Raw genomic sequence first — 23,751 nt, 5'->3', positions numbered from 1 at the left:
AACTCAACGCTGGCGTCAGCTCTTGCTAGCGAATCTCAAAAAAATCATATCGTTTGTCAGTATAAGAGCGCTGTATATCCACCTGCTCGACCACGGCATGCTCGGGCCCGATATACAACCAGCTGACCATACTGTCGATGACATCAGCACTGCCTTGCAGCAGCAGTTCTACGGAACCATCCCCAGCATTGCTGACCCAGCCCTTGACGCCATACAAATGAGCATGACGCAAGGCGCTGGCTCGAAACCCGACCCCTTGCACACGCCCCTTAACACGCACCTCTACCGTTTCACAATCCGCCATTCGCCTGCTCCTGCTATTTATCGCCGAAATACGGCACGCATCCGCCCCACATCTCGATATTCAGTTAAATTAGTCACATCATTGTTGCATGATCGCCCCCGTCCCCGATTATCTGCTTTGTGCAGCCATTACCTTATGAATTTGCCCCGCCTTTTTACTTTATCGATGTGCAGGGCAATGTACATGCTAGGCATGCTGGTTGCACTAGGATTTGTGTCACCACCGACCCAGGCAGCCCCCCACTCCCAGCAACATATCGTACGTATAGGCGTTTACGAAAACCCACCTAAACTCCTGCTCGACAGTCAGGCCCGTCCCGGCGGCATCATGGGCGAACTGCTGCTGGAAATTGCCAAGCGTGAAGGCTGGACACTGGAAGCCGTGCAATGCGACTGGCAACAATGCCTGAACGCCCTGCAAAATGACCTGATCGATATCGTGCCGGGCCTGGCCTACTCCCCCGAACGCGCCACCCTGTACAGCTATCACAGCCGAGCCGTACTGGAGGACTGGTCACAGATATTCACGGGAAAAGGCACGCATATTAGTGCGCTGAACGACTTGAATGGCAAACGCATTGCCGTCATGAGCGGAACCCTGCAGCTAACCCAGCTCTACAATATTTTGCAGAAACTGGAGCTTGGCTCCAAGCTGGTCATTACCGACTCCCAATACAACGCGCTCAAACTGGTCCAGACCAAACAGGCCGACGCCGCCGTCGTCGGCCATTTATTTGGCGTACGTCATGCAGGCGAACATGGCCTGAAAACCGCGCCTATCCGGCTAGAGCCCACCAGCACTTACTTTGTGACCGCCAAGGACCGCCACCTGGACCTGCTGGCCGCTATTGATACTCATATCAAGCAGTGGCAAGACAATAACGATCCGTTCTACACAGAGACACTGAACCAGTGGGGCCTGCGCCTGATTGAAAAACCCACCAAGCCCTGGATCATCCCCGCCTTGCTCACACTGGGTATCTTGCTGACCCTTGCCCTGCTCACCGTGAGCCTAATGCGCATTGGCCTGCGTCGTCAGCGCAAAAAACTGGTCCGCACCGAGCATCATCTGCATACCGTGCTCGATGCCATTGACGCCTACGTCTACATCAAGGATGACCAGTTTCGTTATCAATACGCCAACCGCAAACTATGCGAAGACCTGAACTACACCACGGTCAGTATTGTGGGTAAAACCGACCAGGACTTGTACGCCAACAAGCAAACCATTAACGAATTCCGTCATAACGACGAGCAGGTGCTGTACAGCGGTGAACGCCTGGCTGTAGAAGAAGTGGTACGGGACCGGAAAGGCGATGTACGCGCCACCTTTTTCTCCATCAAAATGCCGGTCCAAGACCCCGAGACTCAACAAACCAGCCTGTACTGTATTTCCACCAATATCTCGGCGCTCAAAGCCACGCAGTCAGAGAACTACCGGCTGGCTTTCTACGACCCGCTCACCGAACTTCCCAACCGCCGCCTGCTGATGCAACGCCTGGAACGCCACCTGCAAACCATAGAGCCTTACAAACGACCTGGTGCGCTGTATTTCCTGGATCTGGACCGATTCAAGCACATTAACGATGCGCGGGGACACGCCATTGGCGATGCGCTGCTACGCAAAGTGGCGCGCCGCCTATCCTTGATGATTGACCCCCAAGACATCGTGGCCCGCTTGGGTGGGGACGAATTTGTCATCCTGAAGATACTGCAACTCGGTACGGTACGAGACTGCCACAAAGAAGCCCTGGAGTTTGCCGAACAGGTACGCACCCGTCTGGAAGAGCCCTACAGCATTGAAGGCCACTCTTACTTGAGCAGCAGCAGTATTGGTCTGGCCTTGATTACCGACAGCACCCTGACTGCAGAGGACCTGATGCGACAAGCTGACACAGCCATGTATCGGTCCAAGGAAAATGGTCGCAACCAGATCACCTTGTACGAACCTGGTATGCAAGAGGCCCTGGAAGAGCATCTGAGTCTGCAGCACGATCTGCGTTTTGCGATTGGCTCGGATCAGTTGCGCCTGTTTGTCCAGTCCCAGTACGACAAGCAAAACCACATCTGCGGGGCCGAGGTGCTGCTGCGCTGGTTACACCCAACACGCGGTATGCTGACCCCCAATCTGTTCATTCCCCTGGCGGAAAGCACCGACTTGATCACGCCCCTGGGCGACTGGATCATGGCATCAGTCTGTGATTTGCTGCTACAGACCCAGGAGTGCAGCTTTCCCATTTCCATTAATGTCAGCCCGATTCAATTCCGCCGCCCTGACTTTGCTCGCCGCACACGCCAGATCCTGGAGACCAGCGGCGCCCCCGCCCATCGTCTGATCTTTGAAATTACCGAAGGCGTACTGATGGAAGACTTCTCCTCGGCCAACAGCATGATGCGCGAGCTCAAAGACCTGGGGATCCGCTTTTCCATGGACGACTTTGGCACAGGCTATTCCAACCTGGCCGCCATCCGCCGCCTGCCACTATACGAGCTGAAAATGGACCGCAGCCTGATCCTGGGAGTACCCATGGAGCAGGAAGCCAACGCCATTGTGCGTACGGTACTGGCCATGGCACGGCAACTAGGGCTGCACGTAGTCGTTGAAGGTGTGGAAAATGAGCAGCAAAAGGAGTTTCTGCTGCGCCGCGGCTGCCATGCCCTGCAAGGCTATCTATTCAGCGCGCCGCAGTTGGTAGAGCACTGGTTGGAGGCAATTGAGCAGGAAGATGGCGCTCAACCGTAAACGCCATGGGCCGCCCTCAGCCAGCCTATACAAAATCACGACACCATATCGGTTGCGGGAACAGGCACCTAAGCTTTTAACAATTAGGCATCCGACTCTTTGCCCTGCGCCGGCTCGGTATCCTCAGGCAAGACCCAATCCAGGCGCTCGTGTTCTATATCCGTATGCAAGGGTTCGATCCCCGGCTGGGTACGCTTGGCCCGGGCCGATAGCTCGGCAAAGCGGCTGACTTTCCCGTACAAGCCCTGCTGACCTGCCAATGCTGTCACCGTACTGTTGTAGTGCTTGCCCGCCTGCCCCAAGGTTTCGCCCAGCTTTTTCAGGCGCTCAGCCAAGATAGATACCTGGTTATAGATGTCGCCCGCACGTTGGCTTAGTTCGTGAGCCTGCTCGTTGCTGCGCACCATCATCCAGATATTGGCTACGGTACGCAAAATAGGCAGCAAGGTGGTGTGCGAGACCATCAGGACATTTTTGCCCAGGCCGTAGTCGAACAAGCCATGCTGTTGCTGCAAAGCCTGCATATATGCCGCCTCGATAGGCACGTACATAAACACGAAACCGGGGCTGTTCAGGCCAGACAAGGCGCTGTAATCCTTGGAGGCCAGATCATCAATATGCTTGCGTAGCGCCTGCACATGGGCTTGCAGACTTTGTTGGCGTTCCTCGTCAGTCTGAGCGCGGATGGCGCGATCATAGTCCACCAAGGACACTTTGCAATCGAGCACCAGATGCTTGTCCTGCGGTAGATGCACCACGAAGTCAGGGTATCGCAGGCGACCTTGCTCGTCGCGAGCTTGCCATTGTGTATCAAAGTGGACACCGCGCACCAAACCAGCCACTTCCAGCGTTTTTTCCAACTGGGTTTCACCCCAATTACCAGTGGTCTTTTTATCGCCTTTCAAGGCCACAGCCAAGGAATGTGCTTCAGCACTCATGCGCAGACCCATTTCCTGCATGCGTTGCAGCTCCAGACTCAAGGCGGTCTGGCCTTTGACGGATTCATCATGTACTTGATTCACGCGCAGTTGAAAACCTGCCAATTGTTCTCGAAAGGGTCGCAGCATTTCATCCAGGGTGCGTTGACTATCCTGACGCAGCGTCTGCCCTTTGGACTCCAGAATCTGCTGGGCCAGGGACTCAAACTGCAAGCGCATCTGCTCGCGGCTATGTTCCAAGTCCTCTTGGATGGCCTGATTGCGCATCTGCTGAGCCTGCAACTGGGCATCGCGGCGTATCAGTTCCTTGTCCAGCTCCGCCGCCCTGTCCTGCGCCAGGGCCAGATCTTGTTCCAGACGTGCACAGCGATCCTCCAGAACTTGCTCAACAGGCGCTCTCATGCGCGCTCGCAGCCACAACCCGATCAGCAAGCCCAGCGCCAAAGCGACCAGGGCAATCAGCACATCCAACCCGCTAAAATCCAGCTCCATTCACCCTACTCCTGACCAGCACTGCCAGTTCAGGAGTGCCCTGACTGGTCTGTCTGGCTAAGCCTGCTATTTAACCGTATAACGCTGGTAATTTATACACCCTTTTTCAGTCGTTCCCGAAAGGCGATAGGATGAATCCATCCTGCCCGCATCAGTAGCCAACATTCCCTTGCACCGTCACATCCAGACAAAACTGGACGCTAAATCCCGTATTTGGGGGACATATCAGAAACGTCTGCTCGTTACGATAGTTAGGTCTCTGATTTTGATGTCCTGTCATGAACTGGATCAGCAATGCACGGATCGTGGCGATTTTCTCTGTCGTTTGCCTGCATATCGCCGCCTACGCCGTCCTGAATGCCGAGTTGGGCACAGCCAACTGGTGGAGTGGCAATCTCTACGATGCCGCCACCCGCTGGTGTGTACCAGTGTTTGTCATGGTCAGCGGTGCGCTCTTGCTGGAACCCCGTCCCCAGGAGGGCATGAAGCGCTTCTACCGCAAGCGGGCGTCGCGAGTCTTGCTGCCACTGCTGTTCTGGACCGCGTTTTATCTAGGCTGGACGGCCTTCAAGCAGCATTGGTGGACGCCAGACGCTGACCCTTATCCCTATCTGGAGCGGCTGCTGCAGGGTCGGCCTTATTTCCACCTCTGGTTTCTGTACATGATTGTGTTCCTGTACCTGTTCACGCCCTTTTTGCGTCGTATGGTTCAGAACACCAACTTGAAGCAACTGGCCGCGCTGACCGGGGCGGCCTTCGTGCTATCTGCCCTTAGCACGCTCAGTAAGCCAGAGCTAAACACCCACTCTGCCCCCTTCTTCACCTGGTTCCTGTCCTATCTGCCCTATTTTCTGCTGGGCTATCTGCTACGCAAAGTGCCGGTGCGTATGCCCCGCTGGCTGACTATGACGGTGCTGCTCAGTAGTATCGCGGCCACAGCCTGGGGCTTTTATGCGCTGGCCATCACCCACGACCGGCAAACCGCTGCGTACTTTTATGACTACCTGAGTATTACCGTCATCCCCATGTCCATCGCGCTGATTATATTGCTGCGTGACTGGAACCAGCCCTTGATCAACTCGCGGATCAGTGCCCATCTGGCAGAGCTGACCTTGGGGGTGTATTTGATCCACCCCTGGCTGATCGACCTGATGTACCGCTATCTGTTCACGGCACTGGATTTCAATGCACTGTGGTCGATTCCGGTGCTGGCGGCCGCCATCTATGGTCTATCCCTGTTGCTGACGGCGGGTTTGAAAGCCATGCCGGTGTTGCGGGCGACGGTCTAGGATTAAGGACGAAACGGCGCATCATCAATAGGTGAAGCCTCTCCGGTCAGGTGCGCGGCCAGAATCGCTGCACTGCCACACGCCAAGGTAAAGCCCAATGCGCCGTGGCCTGCGTTCACCCACAAACGACCGGCCAGCGTGCTGGCCCCTACAATAGGCTTGCCCGAAGGTGTTGCAGGGCGCAAGCCTGCCCAAGTCTGTGCCTGCTCCAACGGCAAAGCAGGGAACAGATCCTTCACCTGCTGCTTCAAGGTCACCATACGATCGGCCGGAATATCCAACCCATCAAAGCCGATATCCACCATGGCAGCCATACGCAGCACCTCACCCAAGCGGGCATACACGATGCGCTGTTCGTAATCCGTCACGCTGATGGCGGGCACGGCTTGATTCAAGCCTTCCAACGGCAGGCTCAAGCTATAGCCCTTTAGCGGGTAGATCAGAGGGCGGCCACCCAATTGGCGCAACAAAGGCACCGTGCCCATACCGCTGGCAACAACAAACTGATCGGCCTGGATCTCACCTTCTGCGGTTTGCACAGCGCGGATATCGCGCCCTTCCCTCACAAAGCGCTGCACCGGCGTATTGAGTTTGAGCTGGTAATCGCGGTCATTTTGCATGCGCTCATGCAAGGCCACAGAGAACAGATAAGCATCCCCTGCCTCTTCGCTAGGGGTGTAAATCGCACCCTGCAAGCGCGAGCCCAACGTCTGCAAAGAAGGCTCCAGCTCCAACACTTGAGCCGCTTCCAGCACTTGCTGCGAGGAGCCCATATCCGCCTGCAATTGCGCCTGCTCACGGGCATGCTGAAACGGGCCGGGGCTGCGAAACACAATCAACTTGCCATTGTTTTGATGGGCAAATTCCAGATTGAAGCGCTCTTGCCAGTCGTGCAAAATGTCGCGGCTCAGGTAGGACAAGGTCAGCATCTGCGCGGTGGTACGGCGCACCACATCACCCCGGCAGGCTTTCAGAAAATGCAGCAGCCAGCGCCATTGTTGCGGACTCAGCGCAGGCTTAAAACGCAACGGCGAGTCGTTCTTCAATAACCAGCGAGGCAAATCCTTGAATACGCCAGGATCAGCCAGGGGGGCCACGTAGCTGTAGCTCAGTTGTCCACCATTGGCAAAGCTGGTCTGTCCGGCCACTTGTGAACCCGCCTCCAGTACCGTGACCTTCACCCCTTTCTGGCGCAACATGAACGCGGTACTCATCCCAATGACACCGGCGCCGATAATACATACATGCATGAACATACCCCCAATAACTGGCCTCTATTGTCTTGGGGGGTGCTACAGAGCGCCAATGAATAGTTGGCGCTCTCCATAACCCAGGGTTATGGAGTCAAGATTCCGCTCAGTCCGGGAAACGACATTCCAGCAGGGCCTGACGGATGTGATCCAGCACCCGCTCACGCGAGCCAGAACCCGCATCATCATGGGCCGTCAAAATACTGACTGGGATAGGCAACGGCTCGGGCAAGCGGTGTATGGCCAAGCCCCGACCTTGCATGGCGCGGGCAGTGACCAGGTCCACCAGGGCCTCACCCACCTGCTGCACAACCAGGTTGCACGCCACGTAATGGGTCTGTACACGCATAAAGGGGGCCACATCGGGGGCATAGCGCTGCAGCAGATCCTCAACCATCGCGCCCACAGGATCATTAGCGTCTAAAGCGATAAAAGCGCGCTCGGCCATCTCCTCCCAATGACGCAAAGGAGCAACACCCGGCAAGGTCACGTGCACCAGTTCGGTATCGGCCAGAACCTGTTGTTGCACGCCCGAGGACTCGCCCTGATCAAAACTGATCACCATATCCAGGTCGCGCGTTTCCAGGGCTTGTAATAACTCCCCACTGTGATGGGTACGCAACTCGAAACTCATGGCCGGGTGGGACTGGCGACAACGGCTCAAGGCCACCGGCAATAACTCCAATCCGAAAGCCGGGCTGCTGCCGATACGCCACAGGCCTTCATGATGAGAGCGCAGATTGCGCGCCAGTCGGCTGACGTCATCCAGATTCTGATGTAGACGCGCAACGTAGGGTGCCAGAATGCTGGCCTCACGCGTGGGGATCAGGCGGCCACGTACGCGATCGAACAACTTAAAACCCAGCTGCATTTCTGCCGTCGCCAACATTTTGCTGGCCGCAGGCTGAGAGATATGCAGCAACTGTGCGGCCTGCGTCAAAGAGCCACCGCGGCAGATCGCATCAAAAATTTCTACATGCCGCCACCGCATCAATTGCCCCCTCTGGTGCGTGCTGAGTTGAAAAACACCTATTATGCGGCAAGTCAGCCTGTGAAGCGGTTTGCCCAGAGTCTTGCCCATACAGGAGACATCACACGACGGCCACGCCGCCAGAACAATCCTTTTCAGCCACTCAGGCCAGACGGTTTCAACCCATCCCATCCTGGTACAAAACGCCTCAGCCCTTCATGCTTACTTGGTATCCTATACCCCTTTCAGAGTTTTGCCGTGCGCCAGACGCCGGACGAGTTTATGGCTGCTACCCCCTACAAAAAACGCGAACCCAATATCCGTGAACAAGTCTATGGCATGCTTCGCCAGGACATTGCACTGGGCAAGATCAGCTTTGAGGTCAGGTTGGTTGATAATGAAATTGCAGCCAGCCTGAACGTGTCGCGCATGCCCGTGCGCGAAGCCCTGTTGCAGCTTAAAAACGAGGGCGTGCTCGAGAGCACCTCGCGCGGCTTTGTCCTGAAGATCTACACCCCACAAGATATTGAAGACATCTTCTCGGTACGTTTGCTATTGGAGCCTTCCGCCGCACACCTTGCCTGTCAGCATCAAAGTGCAGTGGGCTTGCGTGCCATGGGGCAGGCGGTGGCCCGCATTGAAGCCACGCATCAGCAAGGGGATCCTCTGGACAACATTCAGGCCAACTGGTCGTTTCGTAGTGCCTGGATCAATATGGTGCCCAACAAGCAGCTCATCGATACCATGGAGCGTTTGCATGACCGGGCCGATCAAGCCCGTATCGCCTGCCTGCAAGACCCGCTTTTCCGTCGAGAAACCTTGCAACGCGCTCAAGGCATCTACCAGGCCTTTGAGCAGGGCCAGCCTGAACAGGCCGCGCAAAAAATTCATGAAAATCTGGTGATCTGCAGCTCCGCCTATTGCATCAAACAAGCCGAACTGCTGTCCCACTAGCGCATGGCCAGCCCCTGGCCCAGCCTCCTGAAGTAACAAGCCATTACAGAACCCGCTTTCAAAAATAACTATTATTCATAACGGTTAGTTTAAATCTGCTTTTGGAGTATTAAATGAAGTTTATTTCCGCTGCCCTGCTTACCCTGAGCCTTGCCGCCCCCGTCTACGCCGCCAACGCCGATCTGTATGAACAGATCTGGGCTGGCCAAGCCGAGCAAGTCATTACGGCGATGCAACAAGACAAAGCCCTGGTCAATGCCAAGCTGGACGGCTATACCCCATTGCATCTGGTCAGCATGAACGGCAACAAAGAAATCGCCCGCTTCCTCCTGGACAATGGTGCCGATGTTAACGCCCGCGATTTTGAAGGCTATTCGCCACTGGTGCGTGCCAATGCAAATGGCAACAAGGAAATCTCGGCCATGTTGATCGAACGCGGCGCCAAAGAGTTGCGTCCCTGATTCTGGGGCCGGGCATCAATGAAACAAGCCGGCATGGCCGGCTTGTCTGCAACACCTCTGACGGCAGGCCCGTCACCTAAAACAGAATTAATCCAACGTAATCTGCAAAGACTGGATCATCGGGCCCATCGCCGTCGCATCGCTCTCGATCAACTCAGCAAACGCTTGTGGTGTCGAGGGCTGAATCTCAATACCAAAGTCCACAAACTTCTGCACGACTTCCGGCGCATTGAGCACAGCCGTCAACTGCTCGGTTAAGCGTGTCACCTCATCGGCAGGGGTGCCTGCCTTGGCCGAGATACCCCACCAGATCGTAAAAGCCACATTGGGAATACCGCTTTCAGCAAGGGTGGGCGTATCAGGACGCAACGGGCTACGTTCTGTCGTGGCAGCGGCAATCGCGCGCAAACGACCATCCTCCAAAAAGCCACGGCTACCGGTCAATACATCAAAAATAAAGTCGATCTGGCCACTGACCGCATCGATCAAGGCCGGACCTGCGCCCTTGTAAGGCACGTGCACCAGACGAGCGCCAGTTTCTTTGCGCAGCATCTCGCCCAACAGGTGAGTGCCGGTACCCATACCGGGCGAGCCGTATGTCAGCTCTTGCTTCTGGCCGGCGGCAACCAGATCCTGAACGGTCTTGAAAGGGCTGTCTTTGTTGACCAGCAGGAACACAGGAGCCTTGGCGGCCAGCGTCATGGGAATCAGGTCCGTGGCGACATCGTAGTTCAGGCGCTGATACATATGGCGGTTAAGCGAATAGGCACCGCTATCGGCCAGAAACAGCACCGTTCCCAAGGCATTGGGGTTGGCATTTTTCACCACATTCATGGCGACCTGCGCACCGGCACCCGGACGGTTCTCCACAATCACTTTCTGATCGAAGCGTGTTCCCATTTCCTGAGAGATCACACGCGCCAACTGATCAGCCGCACCACCAGGCGGATAAGGAATAACCAGCGTGACATTCTTATTCTGAGCATGAGCCTGTGCACCCAACATGAGCGCGCAACACGTTGCCAACTTAAGCCATACCTTCATTGTTCTATCCCCGTTGCCCCTGTGGGCTTATTCAAAGTCATTGTGAAGCACATCCGCCCAAACACATGGGCCTGACCTGCTTTTTGCTGATCGACTGTCGTTCTGAAACCTGATCAACCGCCTTGCCTGCCGTACTGCCCTGGCCTGCAAAACGCCCCCTTTTCCGTCCTTGTCCAGCCCTTGGTTTATGCGAAACACCACGACTTGGCGGCCTCATCGACTTCGGGTTTTTCCGGTGAAGGACAGGAATTTCAAAATAATATATTGCAGTATACTGTTTGCCGGATATTAGTAATTTCACCCATGCATATCGGCTTGCCGCCTTGATCGCGCGTTGGCCGGGAGACAGATTGATCATGCACGCCCATTCCATTCCTGCTTCTGAATTGCCACTGTTTTCAATACCTGCCACGCAGCGCACGGTGCCCGCCTTGTTGCGCCTGCGCGCAGAGCGCATGGGTGATACGCCGCTGTTCTCAGACCGACACATCCACTACACCGGCCAGCAAACCTTGCAGGCGGCCGCCGCCAGTGCAAGCCGCCTGAGCCGTGCCGGTATCAAGCGTGGCGACCGTGTTGCCCTGCTGTGCACCAACCGTCACGAGTTCCTGGACATGGTGCTGGGTTGCGGCTGGCTGGGCGCGATTGTGGTGCCTATCAATACCGCCTCGCGCGGCGCGCAGTTGCAGCACATCCTGTGCAATAGCCAGGCCAGCTTGCTGGTGGTGGAAACCGATCTGACACCACTGCTGGCCGATGTGGACCTTGCCGCCACCGCCGTCCAGCAAGCCTGGCTGATTCAAGGCCAGGAAGTGGCACAAACCCTGGCTGTACCCACCTGCGATCTACCTGCTTTGGGCGATTACTGCGAGCCTGCCGACATAGGCCCTGGCGATACGCTGGCCATTCTGTATACCTCCGGAACTTCAGGCCCTTCCAAAGGCGTTCAGTGCCCGCACGCCCAGTTCTACTGGTGGGGTATTTACACCGCCAGCAAGTTGGGCATGAAACCCGATGATGTGCTGTACACCTGCCTGCCCATGTTCCACACCAATGCCCTGAACACCTTTTTCCAGGCCCTGGTCAGCGACGCCTGCATGGTGGTGGATAAACGTTTCTCCGCCAGCCGTTTCTTCGACAATCTGTGCGAAACCGGCGCGACGATTACCTATCTGCTGGGCGCCATGGTGCCTATCTTGCTGTCCAAACCAGAAACAGCGGCAGAAAAGCGGCACAAGACACGCATTGCCCTGGGCCCAGGCGTTCCCGAACAATTTCATAGCCAGTTTTTGGAGCGCTGCCACATGCATCTACTGGATGGTTTTGGCTCTACCGAAACCAACTATGTGATGGGCCGTGGCATTCAGGAACAGCGTAATGGCTATATGGGCCGAGTGTCTGAGGGCTTTGAAGCCCTGGTGGTGGACGAGAACGACAACCCACTGCCAGATGGTGAGGTGGGCGAGCTGTTGTTGCGCGCCGATGAGCCTTACGCTTTTGCCTTGGGTTACTACGGTCAACCCGACAAGACAGTGGAGACCTGGAAAAATCTGTGGTTCCACACGGGCGACCGCGTGGTACGCGATGCCGATGGCTACTACCGCTTTGTGGACCGTCTGAAAGACATGATTCGCCGCCGTGGGGAAAACATTTCCTCCTACGAAGTTGAGCAGGCTTTGGCCAGCCATCCTGCCGTTCACACGGTCGCGGTCTATGCCGCCAAGTCCGAGCTGGCCGAGGACGAGGTCATGGCCATGATTGTGCTGCGCCCGGATTGCACGGTCAGTTGCGAGGAGCTGCTACAACATTGCGAGCGCCGTCTGCCGTACTTTGCCGTGCCGCGCTTTATTGAGTTTGCCCAAGTCTTGCCCACCACGGAAAATGGCAAGATTCAAAAGTTTGCCCTGCGTGATCGAGGCATTGGCCCCGACACCTGGGATAGAGAAAAAGCGGGCTATCAGGTTCGCCGCTGATCGCTGCCACTGGAATTCGATATGACGCCTAGTTTTAATCTGGAGACGGTGCGCCTGCTGGGCGCGACCGAGGTCACCTATACCCGGCGTGGTCAGCTTGGCACCTCCGAGCTGCTGGCCCAGGCTTTCAAGCAGTCTCTTGCCACCGCAGGTTTGAAGGCCAGCGATATTGATGGTCTGGGAGTAGCCTCATTCACCCACGCCCCGGATCGGGCTATTGATCTGGCCTGGAAGCTGGGTTTGACGGTGGGCTGGATAATGGATGACAGCAATGGCGGGGCCAGCGGGCTGAATATTTTGCAGCACGCGATTCGCGCGGTTCAGGCAGGGGATGCCCGCTGTATTGCGATTGTGGCCGGCGATCATTTTCAGGCCAAGGACTTCCAGCAACTGGTCGAGAACTATAACCAGACAACTTACGATCATTTACGGCCGTTAGGCGCAGGCAGTCCGAATCATCGCTTTGCCATGCTAACCGCCAATCAAATGCGCAAGCTGGGTTTGGAACGGACGGATTATGCCGCCTTGGTGATGCGCCAGCGCTTGTGGGCCAGCATGAATCCTGCCGCGGTGTATCGCAGCCCCATGAGTCTGGATGAATACTTGAATGCGCCTCAAGTGGCCGATCCTTTGACGCGGCTCGATTGTGTGCCGGTGGTAGATGGGGCCAATGCCTTGATTGTGATGCGCGCGGATCATCCGGCGGCGCACAATCAGCCAGCAATTACGGTGAAAGCATTACGCAGTGCTCACAATATTGATGATCAGCAGGGCGATGGTTTGAGCACAGGTTTGGCGACTTTGGCCCCGGCTTTATGGGCGGAATCGGGATTGAGTCCGGCGCAGATGGATGTCGTCAGTATTTATGACGATTACCCGGTCATGGTCCTGGCGCAGTTGCAGGATTTGGGGTTTTTTCAGGCGGATGACGCAAAGCAGTTTATTCACGAGTCGATTGCAACGGGGCGCCTGCCTTTGAATACGTCTGGCGGGCAGTTGTCGGCCGGGCAGGCCGGGGCGGCATGCAGCTTGCATGGTTTGGTGGAGGTAATGCGTCAGTTAAGCGCTCAGGCTGGGGAGCGTCAGGTGGCGCAGGCCCGTTATGGTTTGGTCACGGGCTACGGCATGGTGGAGTATCGCTATGGCATGTGTTCGACAGCTCTTGTTTTGGAGGCCTTGTGATGGGTCCTTCTGTGTTTCGTTGTGTGCAGTGTGATCATCGGGTATTCCCAGAGCGGTTCTTGTGTCCGACGTGTCATGGGGATGAGTTTGAGGCTGAGGAGTGCTCGTCTGGGATGGTGACGGAACTGACGCGTAGTGCCTCCTCTGATGAAGGGGCTGAGAGGTATATGCTGGCAACGGTTGCCAGCGATGCGGGGCCGATGTTGATTGCTCGTGTGCTGGATGAAACCATGCAGCGGGGAGATAAGGTCGCTTTGGTTTTGCGGGATGGCGGGATTTATGCTGAGCCTGGGCGCAAATAAAAGTCTTTTTTCTTGCGAGTTTGGTTTTTAATGCTTGGCTAGCTGGGAATTAGGCTTTTGCACTCTGCTTTTGCGCACAAAAATGATGGCTCAGAACTCAGGGTCAACAACTGACCGGCAATCATAGGCCCGAACACAAAATTTCCGACACTCTCGTCCAAAGGTCAGGATCATCAACTGCCCGGTGATAAAGAGGGTGACTATAAAACGCTGATCGAGGGGCGGTGCCGGTGTCGGGGCTGGCAACTTGCCGGCGCTGCACGCCGATGCCCTGGTCAGATAATCGCTACGGGCGCACCTTGAACTCGTTCGGTGATTGGTCCGCCGGACCAATCACAAGCGCCGGACTCGAACAGCAAAGTGCTTGCATCCCTACGCAATGATCTGCCTGCGGCAAGTCACCTGATCCGCCCCCACACCGGCACCGCCCCTCGATCAGCTCACAGCATCTTTTATCGGACGATTGTTGGTTGAGTTTTCCAGGGTCACAGTTTGCGTCTCGAACGAGATATTTGCTATCCAGCACTGGCGGTCTAACTGACTTTTTTGAAAAATTAGGATGACAACTCTCGGCGATCTTATGCGTCTGCCTTGTTCAACTGGGTCGTACGACAAACGGGTTCAAAACGGGCGCACGGCTTGCCTTGGCTCTCAGCACTATCTTGGTTTAGCACGGCCCAAACCCATGAAGCCAGCCCACGCCCCCCCCAAAAGTCTGCAAGAAGCTGAAAGGCGGCTTGGCAATGAAATCCGGCTCCCACATCAGTCGCTTTTAAGCAGGCAGAGATACGGCCAGAACGGATCTATGCTATCGCGCACAAAAAAACCCACGCTGCGTCTTTGGCTTGCTGCCCCCCAAGGGGGTGCTTTTCGTCTTGGGGCGGCCCGGCGACAAAACAAGCCCCCTCGCCGCGCCTTTGGCTTGCTGCCCCCCGAGGGGGGTGCCTTTTGTCTTGGGGCGGCCCGGCGACAAAAAAACCTGAGTTTGGCAAACGCCGAACTCAGGTTTTTCGTTTTTGCCCGGAGAGCCTGTTCGAGACTCTGGTTTTCTGTGTGGGACAACATCGCTGTTGCCCCTCTTTTCAGCGGACTGTTCGGTCTTAGCCGATCAGGCCTGGCAGACCCACGGCAATCCAGGGGACAAACAGGACCAGGGCCAGGATGCCGATTTCTATGACCAGGAAGGGCACGGCGGCACTGTAGATCTGAGGCAAACGGATGGATGGAGGGGCCACGCTTTGCATCACTATCAGCAACAGGCCAAAGGGTGGCGTCAGCAAGCCGATTTCCAGTGCGATCAGAATCATCACGCCCAGCCAGACGGTATCCACGCCAGCAGCCAGAGCCAGAGGCATGAAAAACGGCAAGGCAATCATCATCATGGAGATTTGATCCAACACCATGCCCATGACTATCAGCACCAGCAACATGCACACCACCAGCACGAAGGGCGACAGGTTGTAGTCTTTGATCATGCCCAAAAAGCCTGCGCTGGCTCCAGAGAAGCTGAGCAATTGAGCAAACGTGGTTGATGCAGCCAGAATGAACAGAATCACAACCGAGACTTTGGCGGTTTCGATCAGGCTTTTCCACAGGGCTTTCAGGGTCAGAGCGCGGTAGGCAATGGTTGCCAGCACCGAGGCCACGACACCAATCGCAGCCGACTCGGTGGGCGATGCCCAACCGACCAGCATCGAGCCGACGACCGCAACAAAAATACCCAACAATGGCAAGACGTTAAACACAAAGGGCTTCCACAAGACCCAACCTTTCAGGCGAATGGCCGGATCTTCGTCGCTCATGGGGGCATCCTGTGGGCGCAGGCGGCTACGTACCACGACGTAGGCCAGGAAGCCGGCTGCCATCAAGATGCCCGGCAAGATACCGCCGATCAACAGTCGTTCGATGGAGATACCAGCCAGACTCCCCAGCATGACAGCCAGAGCCGAAGGAGGGATCAGCATGGCAATACCGCCTACCGCCATGATGGGGCCCATGGCCATGGTGGGGTGATAACCGCGACGCAGCATTTCTGGCAGCATCACGCCGCCCATCATGGCCGTGTTGGCAATGGACGAGCCCGACAACGTCGCAAAGGTTGTCCCCCCCAGGATACTGACGATAGACAGTTTGCCCGGCACGCGCGAGATCATGCGCTCGATGGAGTCAATGGCCTTGAAGGCCAGCCCGGTGTGAAACAACACCTCGCCCATCAAGACGAATAAAGGAATGGGGGTTAAGGAAAAGCTGCCAATGGAGGCGGTGGTGTTGCGCGCCCATTGTGCCAAACCTGCCGCTTCACCCAGAAACAGCCAAGCCCCCAACAGGTTGACGGACAGAAAGGCAAAAACGACGGGTGTGCCGATCGCCATCAAGACAAAGAGCGATCCTAGCAACAGAATCAATGCCATGTGCCATTCCATGTTCAGGCTCCTTGCTCAACGGGACGGGAAATCAGGCGGCGCAGAAACTCCAGCGCCAACATGGATGCACCAAACAACAAAGGCAGATTCAGCCACCATTCTGGAAAGACCAGGGCTTTAAAGACCAGGGCCCCTTGCTCGTACGAGTCCAGGGCAACGACCGCGCATTGCCAGGCCAAAATGCCACAGACGGTCAGCCCCAACAGGTTAGAGAGCAGGTCCAGGCCACGCTGCATGGGCAGGGGCAAGTTGTTAAACAGCACATCGATACGAATATGGCCGCCCAGGTACAGCACCCACGGTGCTGCCACGAAGGTGGCAATGATCAACATGTATTCGGTTATTTCCACGCTGGTGGATAGCGCGTCGTAGCCCAGGTTGCGCAGCACCACATCCGCGCACACCAGCAGGCTCATCAGCCCAAAGGTCAGGGCCGCGACGGCGCCACAAGTATTCATTAACAGGGCGTACGGACGCCCCCAGGTCGGGTTGGAAGGCAAGCCTTCCGAGGCAGTGGCAGCAGACATCGCGTCTTCTCCGCAGATCAAGGTCACTGAAAGGGCGGACATCTAGCCACCCATATGGCACCATCAAAAAGTGGACACTGTCCCCCAAGGGCACAATGTCCACTCTCAAACTAAATCATCAATAAACTGGCTTAAGGCTGATAGCCACCAAACAATTCACGCAATTGCGCCGCATATTTGGGACTGGATTTGTCGATACCGGCCCAGCCTGCTTCGTAGGCTTTGGTGCGCAAGGCACGAGCGGCCTCAGGTTCCAGTACCAGCGCTTGCACACCGGCTTGTTCGGTCGCCGCTTTTTCTTCGATTGCCATCTGGTGTTCAGTCACGTTCTGCGACTCCATCCACTCGATCTGCTTGCGCATGAAGGCTTTCTGGTCTTCGTCCAGTTTTTCCCAGCTCTTTTGGTTCATGAAAAAACCCACTTCCACGTTGTAGAAGCCTGGCTCTACACGGTATTTGGTCTTTTCATGCCAGCCCATTTCCATCACGCCCACAGAAGGCCAGCCATAGCCGTCCACGACACCACGCTCCAGCGCGGTGTAGACCTCGCCCGGTGGAATCTGCAGCGGGGTTGCGCCAATTTCGCGAAAGAAGGACAGGTACACCGGCACACCGCGCAGCTTGAAGCCCGACAGGTCAGCCGAGGTCACGGGCTTGTTGGTGTAGATGTGGTATTGCAAACCGTCCGTCGTACGAGCCAGCCAAGTGATGTTGGCTTTCTCGCGGTGAATCTTGTCCATCAGCTCGTAGCCGCCGTTCTGGCGCAGCTCGCTCATGGGTTTTTCTGTCAGCGTCAAGGCCAGTGCCTCTGGCACCAGATTGGCATGAAAGACGGCGGTGGTATTGGCGAAATCAATCACGCCAGAACGCAGCGCATTGCCGACCTCGAAAGGCGGAATGGCCTCTGGGCCGCCAATGACATTGATCTGCACCAACCCCTTGCCTTCTGCGTTGACCTTGTCAACGAACTGCTTGAAGCGCTTGGTAAAGAAGGTGTCCATCGTAAAGACAGATACCGCTTTCAGCGTAACTTCCGCTGCCTGAGCGCCAGCCATTCCCAATGCCAGCAAGGCTGCTGCCACTACTCGAGTTGTTTTATGCACCATGACGGAAGTTCCGCAGAAATGTGTGTAATGAAATTTTAGTTTAGATATAAATATATCAATAATCAATTATTTATGAGTCGGGGTTTTCACTAAGCCCCCTAAGGGCTTCATAGGGTGCGCCCCCTCATTGCACCTCAATCCTGTGGGTGGGCAGCCTGCGGTATCATCACAAACTTGACGTTTTATTGCTTAATAGGGATGACTCATGACATTTTCCGCTGTGCTGTTTGATTGTGACGGTGTGCTGGTGGACAGCGAACCCATCACGGTTCGCGTGCTGCGGGACATGCTGCAAGAAGAAGGCTGGGTCATGACCTACGAGCAATGCTATGACTGGTTCATTGGCAAAGCGCTGCCCGACGAACTACCCACCGTGCGCAAGATGACCGGTAAAGATCTGGATATGGAATGGGTAATGGCCTTTCGCATGCGCCGCAACCATGCACTGAGCAATGAAGTCATGGCCATTCCCGGTATTCAGGACACGCTGGACGCGATCTTGCGCGACAAGCCCGGCATGATTGCCTGTGCGTCCGGCGCCGACCGCGGCAAGCTGGCACTGCAACTGGGCCAGACTGGTCTGCTGGATTACTTTGGCACCCATATCTATAGCGGTGCAGAGACGCCCCGCAACAAACCCTACCCGGATGTCTATCTGGCCGCCGCGCATGGCTTGGGTGTCGACCCCAAGGAATGTCTGGTTGTGGAAGACAGCGTCACGGGCGCAACGGCTGGCTTGGCTGCCGGGGCCACCGTCTTGGGCTATTGCCCGGTCCCCGACAAGCAAGAGGACTTGCGCCGTCTTGGTGTGCGTGACACCTTCCGCCGCATGGATGAATTACCCACGTTGATCGCCAAGCTGGAGCAGGAACGCGTACAAGGCTGATTCATAGCCAGACAATAGAAAAGGCGCTGTGTTTTGAGCAGTTTCTTCAAAAGAGGGAGATCCAACCTTTTGGAACTGCTTAAAACACAGCGCCTTATTTGCCGCCAGACCGCCTTAAGACTCGGTGCTGCCAATAAAAAGCCCCCTCGGACGGCAGCAAACCGCAAGGCGTAGTATGGGGCCTTTTTTCTGTTGCTTAGTCTTCCAGATGGAAGGTGTGCAAAATTCGATGCAGCACCGGCGCAATAATCAGCCCGAACGCTGCGGCCAACACCAGGCTGACATACGCCCCATAAATGGCAAAAAACACTTTGCCAGCCCATGTTTCAGGCAAGGCCATCGGCCCCAACCCACCGACCATCATGGCCGCATTCAAGGCCGCATCGTGCCAATGTACGTTCTCTTCAAACCACATATGGCCCAATGCCCCCAGCATCAGGGAAAAGACCACAAACACGATGCCGATCGAGGCATGCGCCAACAGGCGCTTGGCAAACTGCCAACGCGAAATCAAGGGCTGATCACGTGACTCGTACATGTCATTAAAGCGTATTGGCCTGAACAGTTAAAGAAGCTAACCATTGGCTAACTTGCAAGGACAAGGCATCGGTAGCCTGCCCAAATGCTTCAACCACCTGTGGCACGGCCGTGCCGTCAACTTCTTGTTGAGCGACAAAGCGGCGGGTCTGAATCAACTGGCCCGAGCGCTGATCACGCACTAAAGCATCAAACTGAATCCGTACCCGTGGAACGCCCTGGACATACTCCACCTGAAAGGCGCCCAGCGTCCCGCCAAGCTCCACATCAGCAATGACGGATTCGCTATCCAGCACCACCGCCCGGAATTGAGCCGCATCACGTAAACCATCGGCCAGACGGTTACGCAACAGGGCGGGTGCATCGTCACCCCAACGTACGCCTTTATACGCGCTGAGCTCATTACCTTGAGGCAGCACCGTGATGCGCGAACTGGCCAGCAGGCGCTCGGCGTGAGGCCGGTTCACCTGAATGATTAAACTTCTATGCGAAGCAGGTGCGGACTGCGCCTTCAAGGCCGTTGCCGGAAGCTGATAATACGTCAGGGACTCCGCCTGAGGCAGAACAGAACAAGCGGCAGACAGGGCAGCCAGACCCACTAGCGACACCTGTAAAAAACGACGCACAACAGTGGGCATCATGGTGTGAACTCCTGTAATTTGTCGCGACCCAAAAGATAGCCGGCCGGATTATCTTCCAGACGGGAGGTGACGGCGCGGAAACCGGCCAGCACCTGACGCAATTCTCGCAATGCCGGTTCGATCTCGGTCAAACCCTGAGCGCCCCGGCCAATAGCTGCCGAATTCTGCTCCAGCAGCGTGTTCAAGCTTTGCGTGGCACGGCTGAAATCTTCCATGGATTTCTGGATGGCATTCATGGCCTGCGTACCCTGACGGTCTACCAGACCTTGTGTAGAAGACAGCAAGGTAGTGGCTTGCTGGCTGGCCTGGGACAGCTCCTTCACCAAGGCTGGCACGCCTTCGCTGGCGGTCGAGAGCTGGCCCATCAAGACTTCCAGTTTTTGCAGACTGGCCGACAGGGATTGGGAGTTCTCGGACGACAGGAACGTATTGGCGTTATCGAGCAACTTGGAAATTTGCGTCATCAGCTCCTCGCCACCTGCCATCAATTGGGCCAGCGGAGACGGCGAGGCCACAATCATGGGCAGGCCATCGTCGGGCGCTTCCAGCAAGGGGCTGTTCGGTGTGCCGCCGCTAAGCTCGATCACGGACTGGCCGGTGATACCAGCCAGTGCCAGGCGAGCTTGCGTGTCTTCATGAATCGGGATGGAAGCCTGAATCGCCACTTGCGCTCGCACACGCTGCAAGTCATTCGGGTCCAGGCGCAGCAAGCGCACTTCACCGACACGCAAGCCGTTGTATTGCACGGCGCTGCCACGAGACAGACCACGCACACCTTCCAGAAAGACAATATCGTAATCGCGGGTCTCGGCATCTTGCCCCGACTTGGCCAGCCAAAGCGAGAACAGGACAGCGGCCGCCGCCACTACCAAGGTAAAGACCCCGATCAATACATGATGGGCACGCGGTTCCATTAATTATGCTCCTGACGACGGTTTTGGGCCTGTTGGGCGGCCCGTCCCCGTGGACCGTGGAAGTACTCCCGGATCCAGTCGTTATCAACTTGCTCTACGCGGGCCAGTGTGTCGTTGACCAGCACGCGCTTTTGCGCCAGCACGGCCACCCGATCACAAATGGTGTAGAGCGTATCCAGATCGTGTGTCACCAAAAACACGGTCAATCCCAGCGCATCGCGCAAGGTCAAAATAAGCTGGTCAAAATCCCCCGCACCCACCGGGTCCAGCCCGGCAGTGGGTTCATCCAGAAACAGAATTTCCGGATCCAGCGCCAGCGCACGTGCCAGGGCAGCACGCTTGATCATGCCACCGGACAATTCTGCTGGGTATTTGGTAGCCGCATTGGCCGGTAAACCTGCCAAGGCCATTTTCATGGCGGCAATATGTTCAGCGGCAGCACGAGACAGGCCAATATGCTCGATCAGAGGCATGGCAATGTTCTCCACCACCGTCAGCGAGGAGAACAACGCGCCTTGCTGGAACAGCACGCCCAAACGGCGTTCCAGTCGCGAACGATCCTCGGGCGACAGGGTGCCGATTTCCTGATCAAAAATGCGTACCGTGCCGCCGGTGGGTGGGCGCAGTCCCAGAATGGAGCGCAGCAGCACGGACTTGCCTGTGCCGGAACCACCCACCACACCCACAATCTCGCCGGGATACACATCCATATCCAGATGCTCATGCACGACATGATCGCCAAAGCGATTGTCCAGATCACGTACTTGAATAATGGGACGAGCGGCTGCCTCTACCATCCCATCTCCATGAAGAACAACGCGGCCAGCGCATCAATCAAGATCACGATGAAGATGGACTGCACCACGGCTGAAGTCGTGTGCTCCCCCACGGACTGGGCGCTGCCGGTCACTTTAAAGCCTTCCTGGCAACCGATCACAGCAATCAAAAAGGCAAAAATCGGAGCCTTGGCCATGCCCAGCACAAAGTGCCGCAAATCAATATCCTGATTGAAGATATTGATGAACATGGTGGGCGAGATATCCAGAATCAGGGCGCAGACCAAGCCGCCGCCGAAGATCCCGGCCACCATGCCCACAAAGGTCAAGATAGGCATAGCCAATAGCATGGCCAATACGCGCGGAATGACCAGAATCAGCATGGGATTCAAGCCCTGAGCGCGTAAAGCATCAATTTCTTCGTTCGCTTTCATGGAGCCGATCTGCGCGGTAAAGGCACTGGCGGTGCGGCCTGCCATCAAGATGGCCGTCAACAGCACCGCAAACTCACGCAAAAAGGAAAAACCAACCAGATTTACGGTGTAAATGGTGGCGCCAAAATCCGCCAGCACCGTCGCTCCCAGAAATGCGATCACCGCCCCCACCAGGAACGTCAGCAAGGCCACAATAGGTACGGCGTTAAAGGCGGTCTCTTCCAACTGCGCCACAATCGAGGTGACGCGCCACTGGCTGGGCCGCAGCATATTCAGGATGAGCGTTTCCAGCGTCAGGCCAATAAAACCCAAAAGCTCACGCATATTGCGCGTGATGTGGACCATGGACAGGCCCACGCGCTCGAGCAGATCCGTCATCCCCCAACGCGCCGCAGTCACGTGCTCCTCATCCATGCGGCTCATTGCCTTGGCAACGGTTTGCAATAATTGATGGCGCTCTTTGGACAAGCCTTGAGCACTGTCCAAGGCCGTTTGCACACGCTCGGCACCCAGCCATTCGCACAGGACTTGAGCACCTGTTGTGTCCAGGGACTTCAATTGGCTGAAATCCAAAGACCAACGGCCCTGCTTGTCACTTATCGAGCGCAAACTACTTTGCAGCGCTTCATAGTGACGCAAGGACCAATCGCCTAGCAATTGCAGCTGACCAGGGGAGTCTGTACGAACATACAGAGGCACGGACGTATTCATGCGCATAGTCTAATGGATTTGCTCTGACAGCTTCCATAGCGCCGACTACTTTTTCATGCTTTGTGGACAATTAAGCGGGCTGTAAGCAAGTCAAACAATCCGGCAACATTTCCGCTATATAAATACGCCCGTCCAAGCCGACGGACAGCCCGTGTCCGTAGACACCTTGCACCCGGCAACGTCCTACTAATGTGCCCGAATCCGGGTCGAACAAAGACAAGCTGGCCGTTTGATCGCTAACCAACACCGAACCGTCAGTTTGCACAGCCACCGCCATGGGTTTGTGCAGGGGGCGCAATTCACCCAGATAACGGCCTTGGACATCCAGATGCTGGACACGGTTGTTTTCGCGGTCGGCTACCCAGATCGAACCATCAGCAGCACACGCGAGCATATGAGGCGTGCTGAACTGCAAAGGGCCTGGGCCAGGCGCCCCCAACGCAGCCAGCCATTGGCGCTGCGGATCAAAGCGATGCACCACGGTATTGCCGTAGCCATCACTTACCCACAAGCCGCCATCACCACATTCAACGGCGTGCGTGGGATGGTTGAACGGCTCTTGCCAACAGGGCTGTCCAGGCGTGCCCAAACGCCATTGCTCATGGCCTTGGGGGCCCAAAGCCAGGACCTGATGTCCATCCAGATCCGTCACCAGTACCCCGCCTTGCGGACGGGCACTGATATGGTGCGGGCACAGCATGTCCTCCAAAGACCAGCGCGCTGACACCTGACCATCCGGTGCCAGTACCAAGACACAGGCCGGACGACGCAGCAAGGCAGCGATACGCCCGTCTGTCAGCACCGCCACACTGGTGATGCCGCTGATATCAGCCTGAGTCCAGGCGCGCTCTACTTTGTAGCGTTGCGAACCCAAGATCACATAAGCAAGTGCCAT

General features: G+C 56.3%; 22 protein-coding genes. 8 read left to right on the top strand and 14 right to left on the bottom strand.

The genetic code is table 11. The features are described from left to right. Window positions 1-25 precede the first annotated feature (25 nt). Window positions 26-304: an acylphosphatase gene (locus AB7E06_RS03855; RefSeq protein WP_094195298.1), complete on the bottom strand. Its 279-nt coding sequence runs from the start codon at window positions 302-304 to the stop codon at window positions 26-28. 183 nt (window positions 305-487) lie between these two features. Between AB7E06_RS03855 and AB7E06_RS03850 the strand changes: the two genes are divergently transcribed. After that, window positions 488-3,046, top strand: a complete 2,559-nt coding sequence (locus tag AB7E06_RS03850; RefSeq protein WP_249460842.1) for an EAL domain-containing protein — start codon at window positions 488-490, stop codon at window positions 3,044-3,046. A gap of 83 nt (window positions 3,047-3,129) precedes the next feature. Here the strand turns inward: AB7E06_RS03850 and AB7E06_RS03845 are convergent, their stop codons facing one another. Continuing rightward, window positions 3,130-4,476, bottom strand: coding sequence for a DNA recombination protein RmuC (locus tag AB7E06_RS03845; protein WP_346549177.1), 1,347 nt, complete (start codon window positions 4,474-4,476; stop codon window positions 3,130-3,132). Between the two features lie 278 nt (window positions 4,477-4,754). Here AB7E06_RS03845 and AB7E06_RS03840 point away from each other — a divergent pair, with 278 nt between their 5' ends. Beyond that, window positions 4,755-5,765 carry an acyltransferase gene (locus AB7E06_RS03840; RefSeq protein WP_125278029.1) on the top strand — a complete coding sequence of 337 codons (1,011 nt, stop codon included), beginning with the start codon at window positions 4,755-4,757 and terminating at the stop codon, window positions 5,763-5,765. Between the two features lie 2 nt (window positions 5,766-5,767). On the opposite strand, the gene AB7E06_RS03835 is transcribed toward AB7E06_RS03840, so the two are convergent. Next, entirely contained in the window at window positions 5,768-7,015 is a 1,248-nt protein-coding gene (locus tag AB7E06_RS03835) for a D-amino acid dehydrogenase (RefSeq protein WP_346549176.1), read from the bottom strand. Between the two features lie 106 nt (window positions 7,016-7,121). Beyond that, window positions 7,122-8,006, bottom strand: a complete 885-nt coding sequence (locus tag AB7E06_RS03830) for a LysR family transcriptional regulator (RefSeq protein ID WP_094195294.1) — start codon at window positions 8,004-8,006, stop codon at window positions 7,122-7,124. A 261-nt stretch (window positions 8,007-8,267) separates the two neighbouring features. Here AB7E06_RS03830 and AB7E06_RS03825 point away from each other — a divergent pair, with 261 nt between their 5' ends. Both AB7E06_RS03825 and AB7E06_RS03820 read left to right on the top strand, forming a co-directional pair. Next, the gene (locus AB7E06_RS03825; RefSeq protein WP_094195293.1) at window positions 8,268-8,939 is read left to right on the top strand and encodes a GntR family transcriptional regulator; all 672 of its coding nucleotides are present in this window, start codon (window positions 8,268-8,270) and stop codon (window positions 8,937-8,939) included. Between the two features lie 113 nt (window positions 8,940-9,052). Further along, window positions 9,053-9,400, top strand: a complete 348-nt coding sequence (locus AB7E06_RS03820; protein ID WP_094195292.1) for an ankyrin repeat domain-containing protein — start codon at window positions 9,053-9,055, stop codon at window positions 9,398-9,400. An 87-nt stretch (window positions 9,401-9,487) separates the two neighbouring features. Here AB7E06_RS03820 and AB7E06_RS03815 read toward each other — a convergent pair whose 3' ends face one another. Continuing rightward, complete coding sequence (locus tag AB7E06_RS03815) at window positions 9,488-10,444, bottom strand: Bug family tripartite tricarboxylate transporter substrate binding protein (protein WP_094195291.1); 957 nt, start codon at window positions 10,442-10,444, stop codon at window positions 9,488-9,490. A 356-nt stretch (window positions 10,445-10,800) separates the two neighbouring features. Between AB7E06_RS03815 and AB7E06_RS03810 the strand changes: the two genes are divergently transcribed. The 3 genes from AB7E06_RS03810 to AB7E06_RS03800 all read left to right on the top strand — a co-directional run bounded on the left by AB7E06_RS03810 (window position 10,801) and on the right by AB7E06_RS03800 (window position 13,901). Beyond that, complete coding sequence (locus AB7E06_RS03810) at window positions 10,801-12,417, top strand: ATP-dependent acyl-CoA ligase (RefSeq protein WP_094195290.1); 1,617 nt, start codon at window positions 10,801-10,803, stop codon at window positions 12,415-12,417. A gap of 21 nt (window positions 12,418-12,438) precedes the next feature. Further along, window positions 12,439-13,599 carry a thiolase family protein gene (locus AB7E06_RS03805; protein WP_125278027.1) on the top strand — a complete coding sequence of 387 codons (1,161 nt, stop codon included), beginning with the start codon at window positions 12,439-12,441 and terminating at the stop codon, window positions 13,597-13,599. A gap of 113 nt (window positions 13,600-13,712) precedes the next feature. After that, window positions 13,713-13,901: a hypothetical protein gene (locus AB7E06_RS03800; protein ID WP_125278026.1), complete on the top strand. Its 189-nt coding sequence runs from the start codon at window positions 13,713-13,715 to the stop codon at window positions 13,899-13,901. A gap of 1,100 nt (window positions 13,902-15,001) precedes the next feature. Here the strand turns inward: AB7E06_RS03800 and AB7E06_RS03795 are convergent. From AB7E06_RS03795 to dctP, 3 genes are all read right to left on the bottom strand, one after another. Further along, the gene (locus AB7E06_RS03795; protein ID WP_230019483.1) at window positions 15,002-16,312 is read right to left on the bottom strand and encodes a TRAP transporter large permease; all 1,311 of its coding nucleotides are present in this window, start codon (window positions 16,310-16,312) and stop codon (window positions 15,002-15,004) included. A gap of 14 nt (window positions 16,313-16,326) precedes the next feature. Beyond that, window positions 16,327-16,851: a TRAP transporter small permease gene (locus AB7E06_RS03790; protein WP_094195286.1), complete on the bottom strand. Its 525-nt coding sequence runs from the start codon at window positions 16,849-16,851 to the stop codon at window positions 16,327-16,329. A gap of 131 nt (window positions 16,852-16,982) precedes the next feature. Further along, complete coding sequence (gene dctP / locus AB7E06_RS03785; protein ID WP_094195285.1) at window positions 16,983-17,957, bottom strand: TRAP transporter substrate-binding protein DctP; 975 nt, start codon at window positions 17,955-17,957, stop codon at window positions 16,983-16,985. A 205-nt stretch (window positions 17,958-18,162) separates the two neighbouring features. On the opposite strand from dctP, the gene AB7E06_RS03780 reads away from it, so the two are divergent. After that, window positions 18,163-18,843, top strand: coding sequence for an HAD family hydrolase (locus AB7E06_RS03780; protein WP_094195284.1), 681 nt, complete (start codon window positions 18,163-18,165; stop codon window positions 18,841-18,843). Between the two features lie 196 nt (window positions 18,844-19,039). On the opposite strand, the gene AB7E06_RS03775 is transcribed toward AB7E06_RS03780, so the two are convergent. The 6 genes from AB7E06_RS03775 to AB7E06_RS03750 all read right to left on the bottom strand — a co-directional run bounded on the left by AB7E06_RS03775 (window position 19,040) and on the right by AB7E06_RS03750 (window position 23,751). Continuing rightward, on the bottom strand, window positions 19,040-19,381 hold the full coding sequence (locus tag AB7E06_RS03775; RefSeq protein ID WP_094195283.1) for a hypothetical protein: 342 nt from the start codon (window positions 19,379-19,381) through the stop codon (window positions 19,040-19,042). Between the two features lie 4 nt (window positions 19,382-19,385). After that, complete coding sequence (locus tag AB7E06_RS03770) at window positions 19,386-20,021, bottom strand: ABC-type transport auxiliary lipoprotein family protein (RefSeq protein ID WP_125277873.1); 636 nt, start codon at window positions 20,019-20,021, stop codon at window positions 19,386-19,388. Further along, on the bottom strand, window positions 20,018-20,935 hold the full coding sequence (locus tag AB7E06_RS03765) for an MlaD family protein (RefSeq protein WP_125277874.1): 918 nt from the start codon (window positions 20,933-20,935) through the stop codon (window positions 20,018-20,020). The genes AB7E06_RS03770 and AB7E06_RS03765 overlap by 4 nt, the downstream gene beginning before the upstream one ends. Next, window positions 20,935-21,732, bottom strand: coding sequence for an ABC transporter ATP-binding protein (locus AB7E06_RS03760; RefSeq protein WP_094195280.1), 798 nt, complete (start codon window positions 21,730-21,732; stop codon window positions 20,935-20,937). Before AB7E06_RS03760 ends, AB7E06_RS03765 begins: the two co-directional genes overlap by 1 nt. Next, window positions 21,726-22,862 (bottom strand): MlaE family lipid ABC transporter permease subunit, encoded by a 1,137-nt coding sequence (locus AB7E06_RS03755; protein WP_427955187.1) that lies wholly within the window; start codon window positions 22,860-22,862, stop codon window positions 21,726-21,728. The genes AB7E06_RS03760 and AB7E06_RS03755 overlap by 7 nt, the downstream gene beginning before the upstream one ends. Window positions 22,863-22,926: 64 nt before the next feature. After that, window positions 22,927-23,751 (bottom strand): peptidylglycine monooxygenase, encoded by an 825-nt coding sequence (locus AB7E06_RS03750; protein ID WP_230019484.1) that lies wholly within the window; start codon window positions 23,749-23,751, stop codon window positions 22,927-22,929.

Source organism: Alcaligenes sp. (genome assembly GCF_050255915.1).
Classification (GTDB): Bacteria; Pseudomonadota; Gammaproteobacteria; order Burkholderiales; family Burkholderiaceae_B; genus Alcaligenes; species Alcaligenes aquatilis.
The sequence above is the reverse complement of the archived record's forward strand: the minus strand, read 5'-3'. Positions and strand labels throughout refer to the sequence as shown.

Excerpts from the sequence above, each read along its gene's own strand:
- AB7E06_RS03855 (WP_094195298.1), bottom strand. The coding sequence starts at position 304 with ATGGCGGATTGTGAAACGGTAGAGGTGCGTGTTAAGGGGCGTGTGCAA.
- AB7E06_RS03850 (WP_249460842.1), top strand. The coding sequence starts at position 488 with ATGCTAGGCATGCTGGTTGCACTAGGATTTGTGTCACCACCGACCCAG.
- AB7E06_RS03845 (WP_346549177.1), bottom strand. The coding sequence starts at position 4,476 with ATGGAGCTGGATTTTAGCGGGTTGGATGTGCTGATTGCCCTGGTCGCT.
- AB7E06_RS03840 (WP_125278029.1), top strand. The coding sequence starts at position 4,755 with ATGAACTGGATCAGCAATGCACGGATCGTGGCGATTTTCTCTGTCGTT.
- AB7E06_RS03835 (WP_346549176.1), bottom strand. The coding sequence starts at position 7,015 with ATGCATGTATGTATTATCGGCGCCGGTGTCATTGGGATGAGTACCGCG.
- AB7E06_RS03830 (WP_094195294.1), bottom strand. The coding sequence starts at position 8,006 with ATGCGGTGGCGGCATGTAGAAATTTTTGATGCGATCTGCCGCGGTGGC.
- AB7E06_RS03825 (WP_094195293.1), top strand. The coding sequence starts at position 8,268 with ATGGCTGCTACCCCCTACAAAAAACGCGAACCCAATATCCGTGAACAA.
- AB7E06_RS03820 (WP_094195292.1), top strand. The coding sequence starts at position 9,053 with ATGAAGTTTATTTCCGCTGCCCTGCTTACCCTGAGCCTTGCCGCCCCC.
- AB7E06_RS03815 (WP_094195291.1), bottom strand. The coding sequence starts at position 10,444 with ATGAAGGTATGGCTTAAGTTGGCAACGTGTTGCGCGCTCATGTTGGGT.
- AB7E06_RS03810 (WP_094195290.1), top strand. The coding sequence starts at position 10,801 with ATGCACGCCCATTCCATTCCTGCTTCTGAATTGCCACTGTTTTCAATA.
- AB7E06_RS03805 (WP_125278027.1), top strand. The coding sequence starts at position 12,439 with ATGACGCCTAGTTTTAATCTGGAGACGGTGCGCCTGCTGGGCGCGACC.
- AB7E06_RS03800 (WP_125278026.1), top strand. The coding sequence starts at position 13,713 with ATGGTGACGGAACTGACGCGTAGTGCCTCCTCTGATGAAGGGGCTGAG.
- AB7E06_RS03795 (WP_230019483.1), bottom strand. The coding sequence starts at position 16,312 with ATGGCATTGATTCTGTTGCTAGGATCGCTCTTTGTCTTGATGGCGATC.
- AB7E06_RS03790 (WP_094195286.1), bottom strand. The coding sequence starts at position 16,851 with ATGTCTGCTGCCACTGCCTCGGAAGGCTTGCCTTCCAACCCGACCTGG.
- dctP (WP_094195285.1), bottom strand. The coding sequence starts at position 17,957 with ATGGTGCATAAAACAACTCGAGTAGTGGCAGCAGCCTTGCTGGCATTG.
- AB7E06_RS03780 (WP_094195284.1), top strand. The coding sequence starts at position 18,163 with ATGACATTTTCCGCTGTGCTGTTTGATTGTGACGGTGTGCTGGTGGAC.
- AB7E06_RS03775 (WP_094195283.1), bottom strand. The coding sequence starts at position 19,381 with ATGTACGAGTCACGTGATCAGCCCTTGATTTCGCGTTGGCAGTTTGCC.
- AB7E06_RS03770 (WP_125277873.1), bottom strand. The coding sequence starts at position 20,021 with ATGATGCCCACTGTTGTGCGTCGTTTTTTACAGGTGTCGCTAGTGGGT.
- AB7E06_RS03765 (WP_125277874.1), bottom strand. The coding sequence starts at position 20,935 with ATGGAACCGCGTGCCCATCATGTATTGATCGGGGTCTTTACCTTGGTA.
- AB7E06_RS03760 (WP_094195280.1), bottom strand. The coding sequence starts at position 21,732 with ATGGTAGAGGCAGCCGCTCGTCCCATTATTCAAGTACGTGATCTGGAC.
- AB7E06_RS03755 (WP_427955187.1), bottom strand. The coding sequence starts at position 22,862 with ATGCGCATGAATACGTCCGTGCCTCTGTATGTTCGTACAGACTCCCCT.
- AB7E06_RS03750 (WP_230019484.1), bottom strand. The coding sequence starts at position 23,751 with ATGGCACTTGCTTATGTGATCTTGGGTTCGCAACGCTACAAAGTAGAG.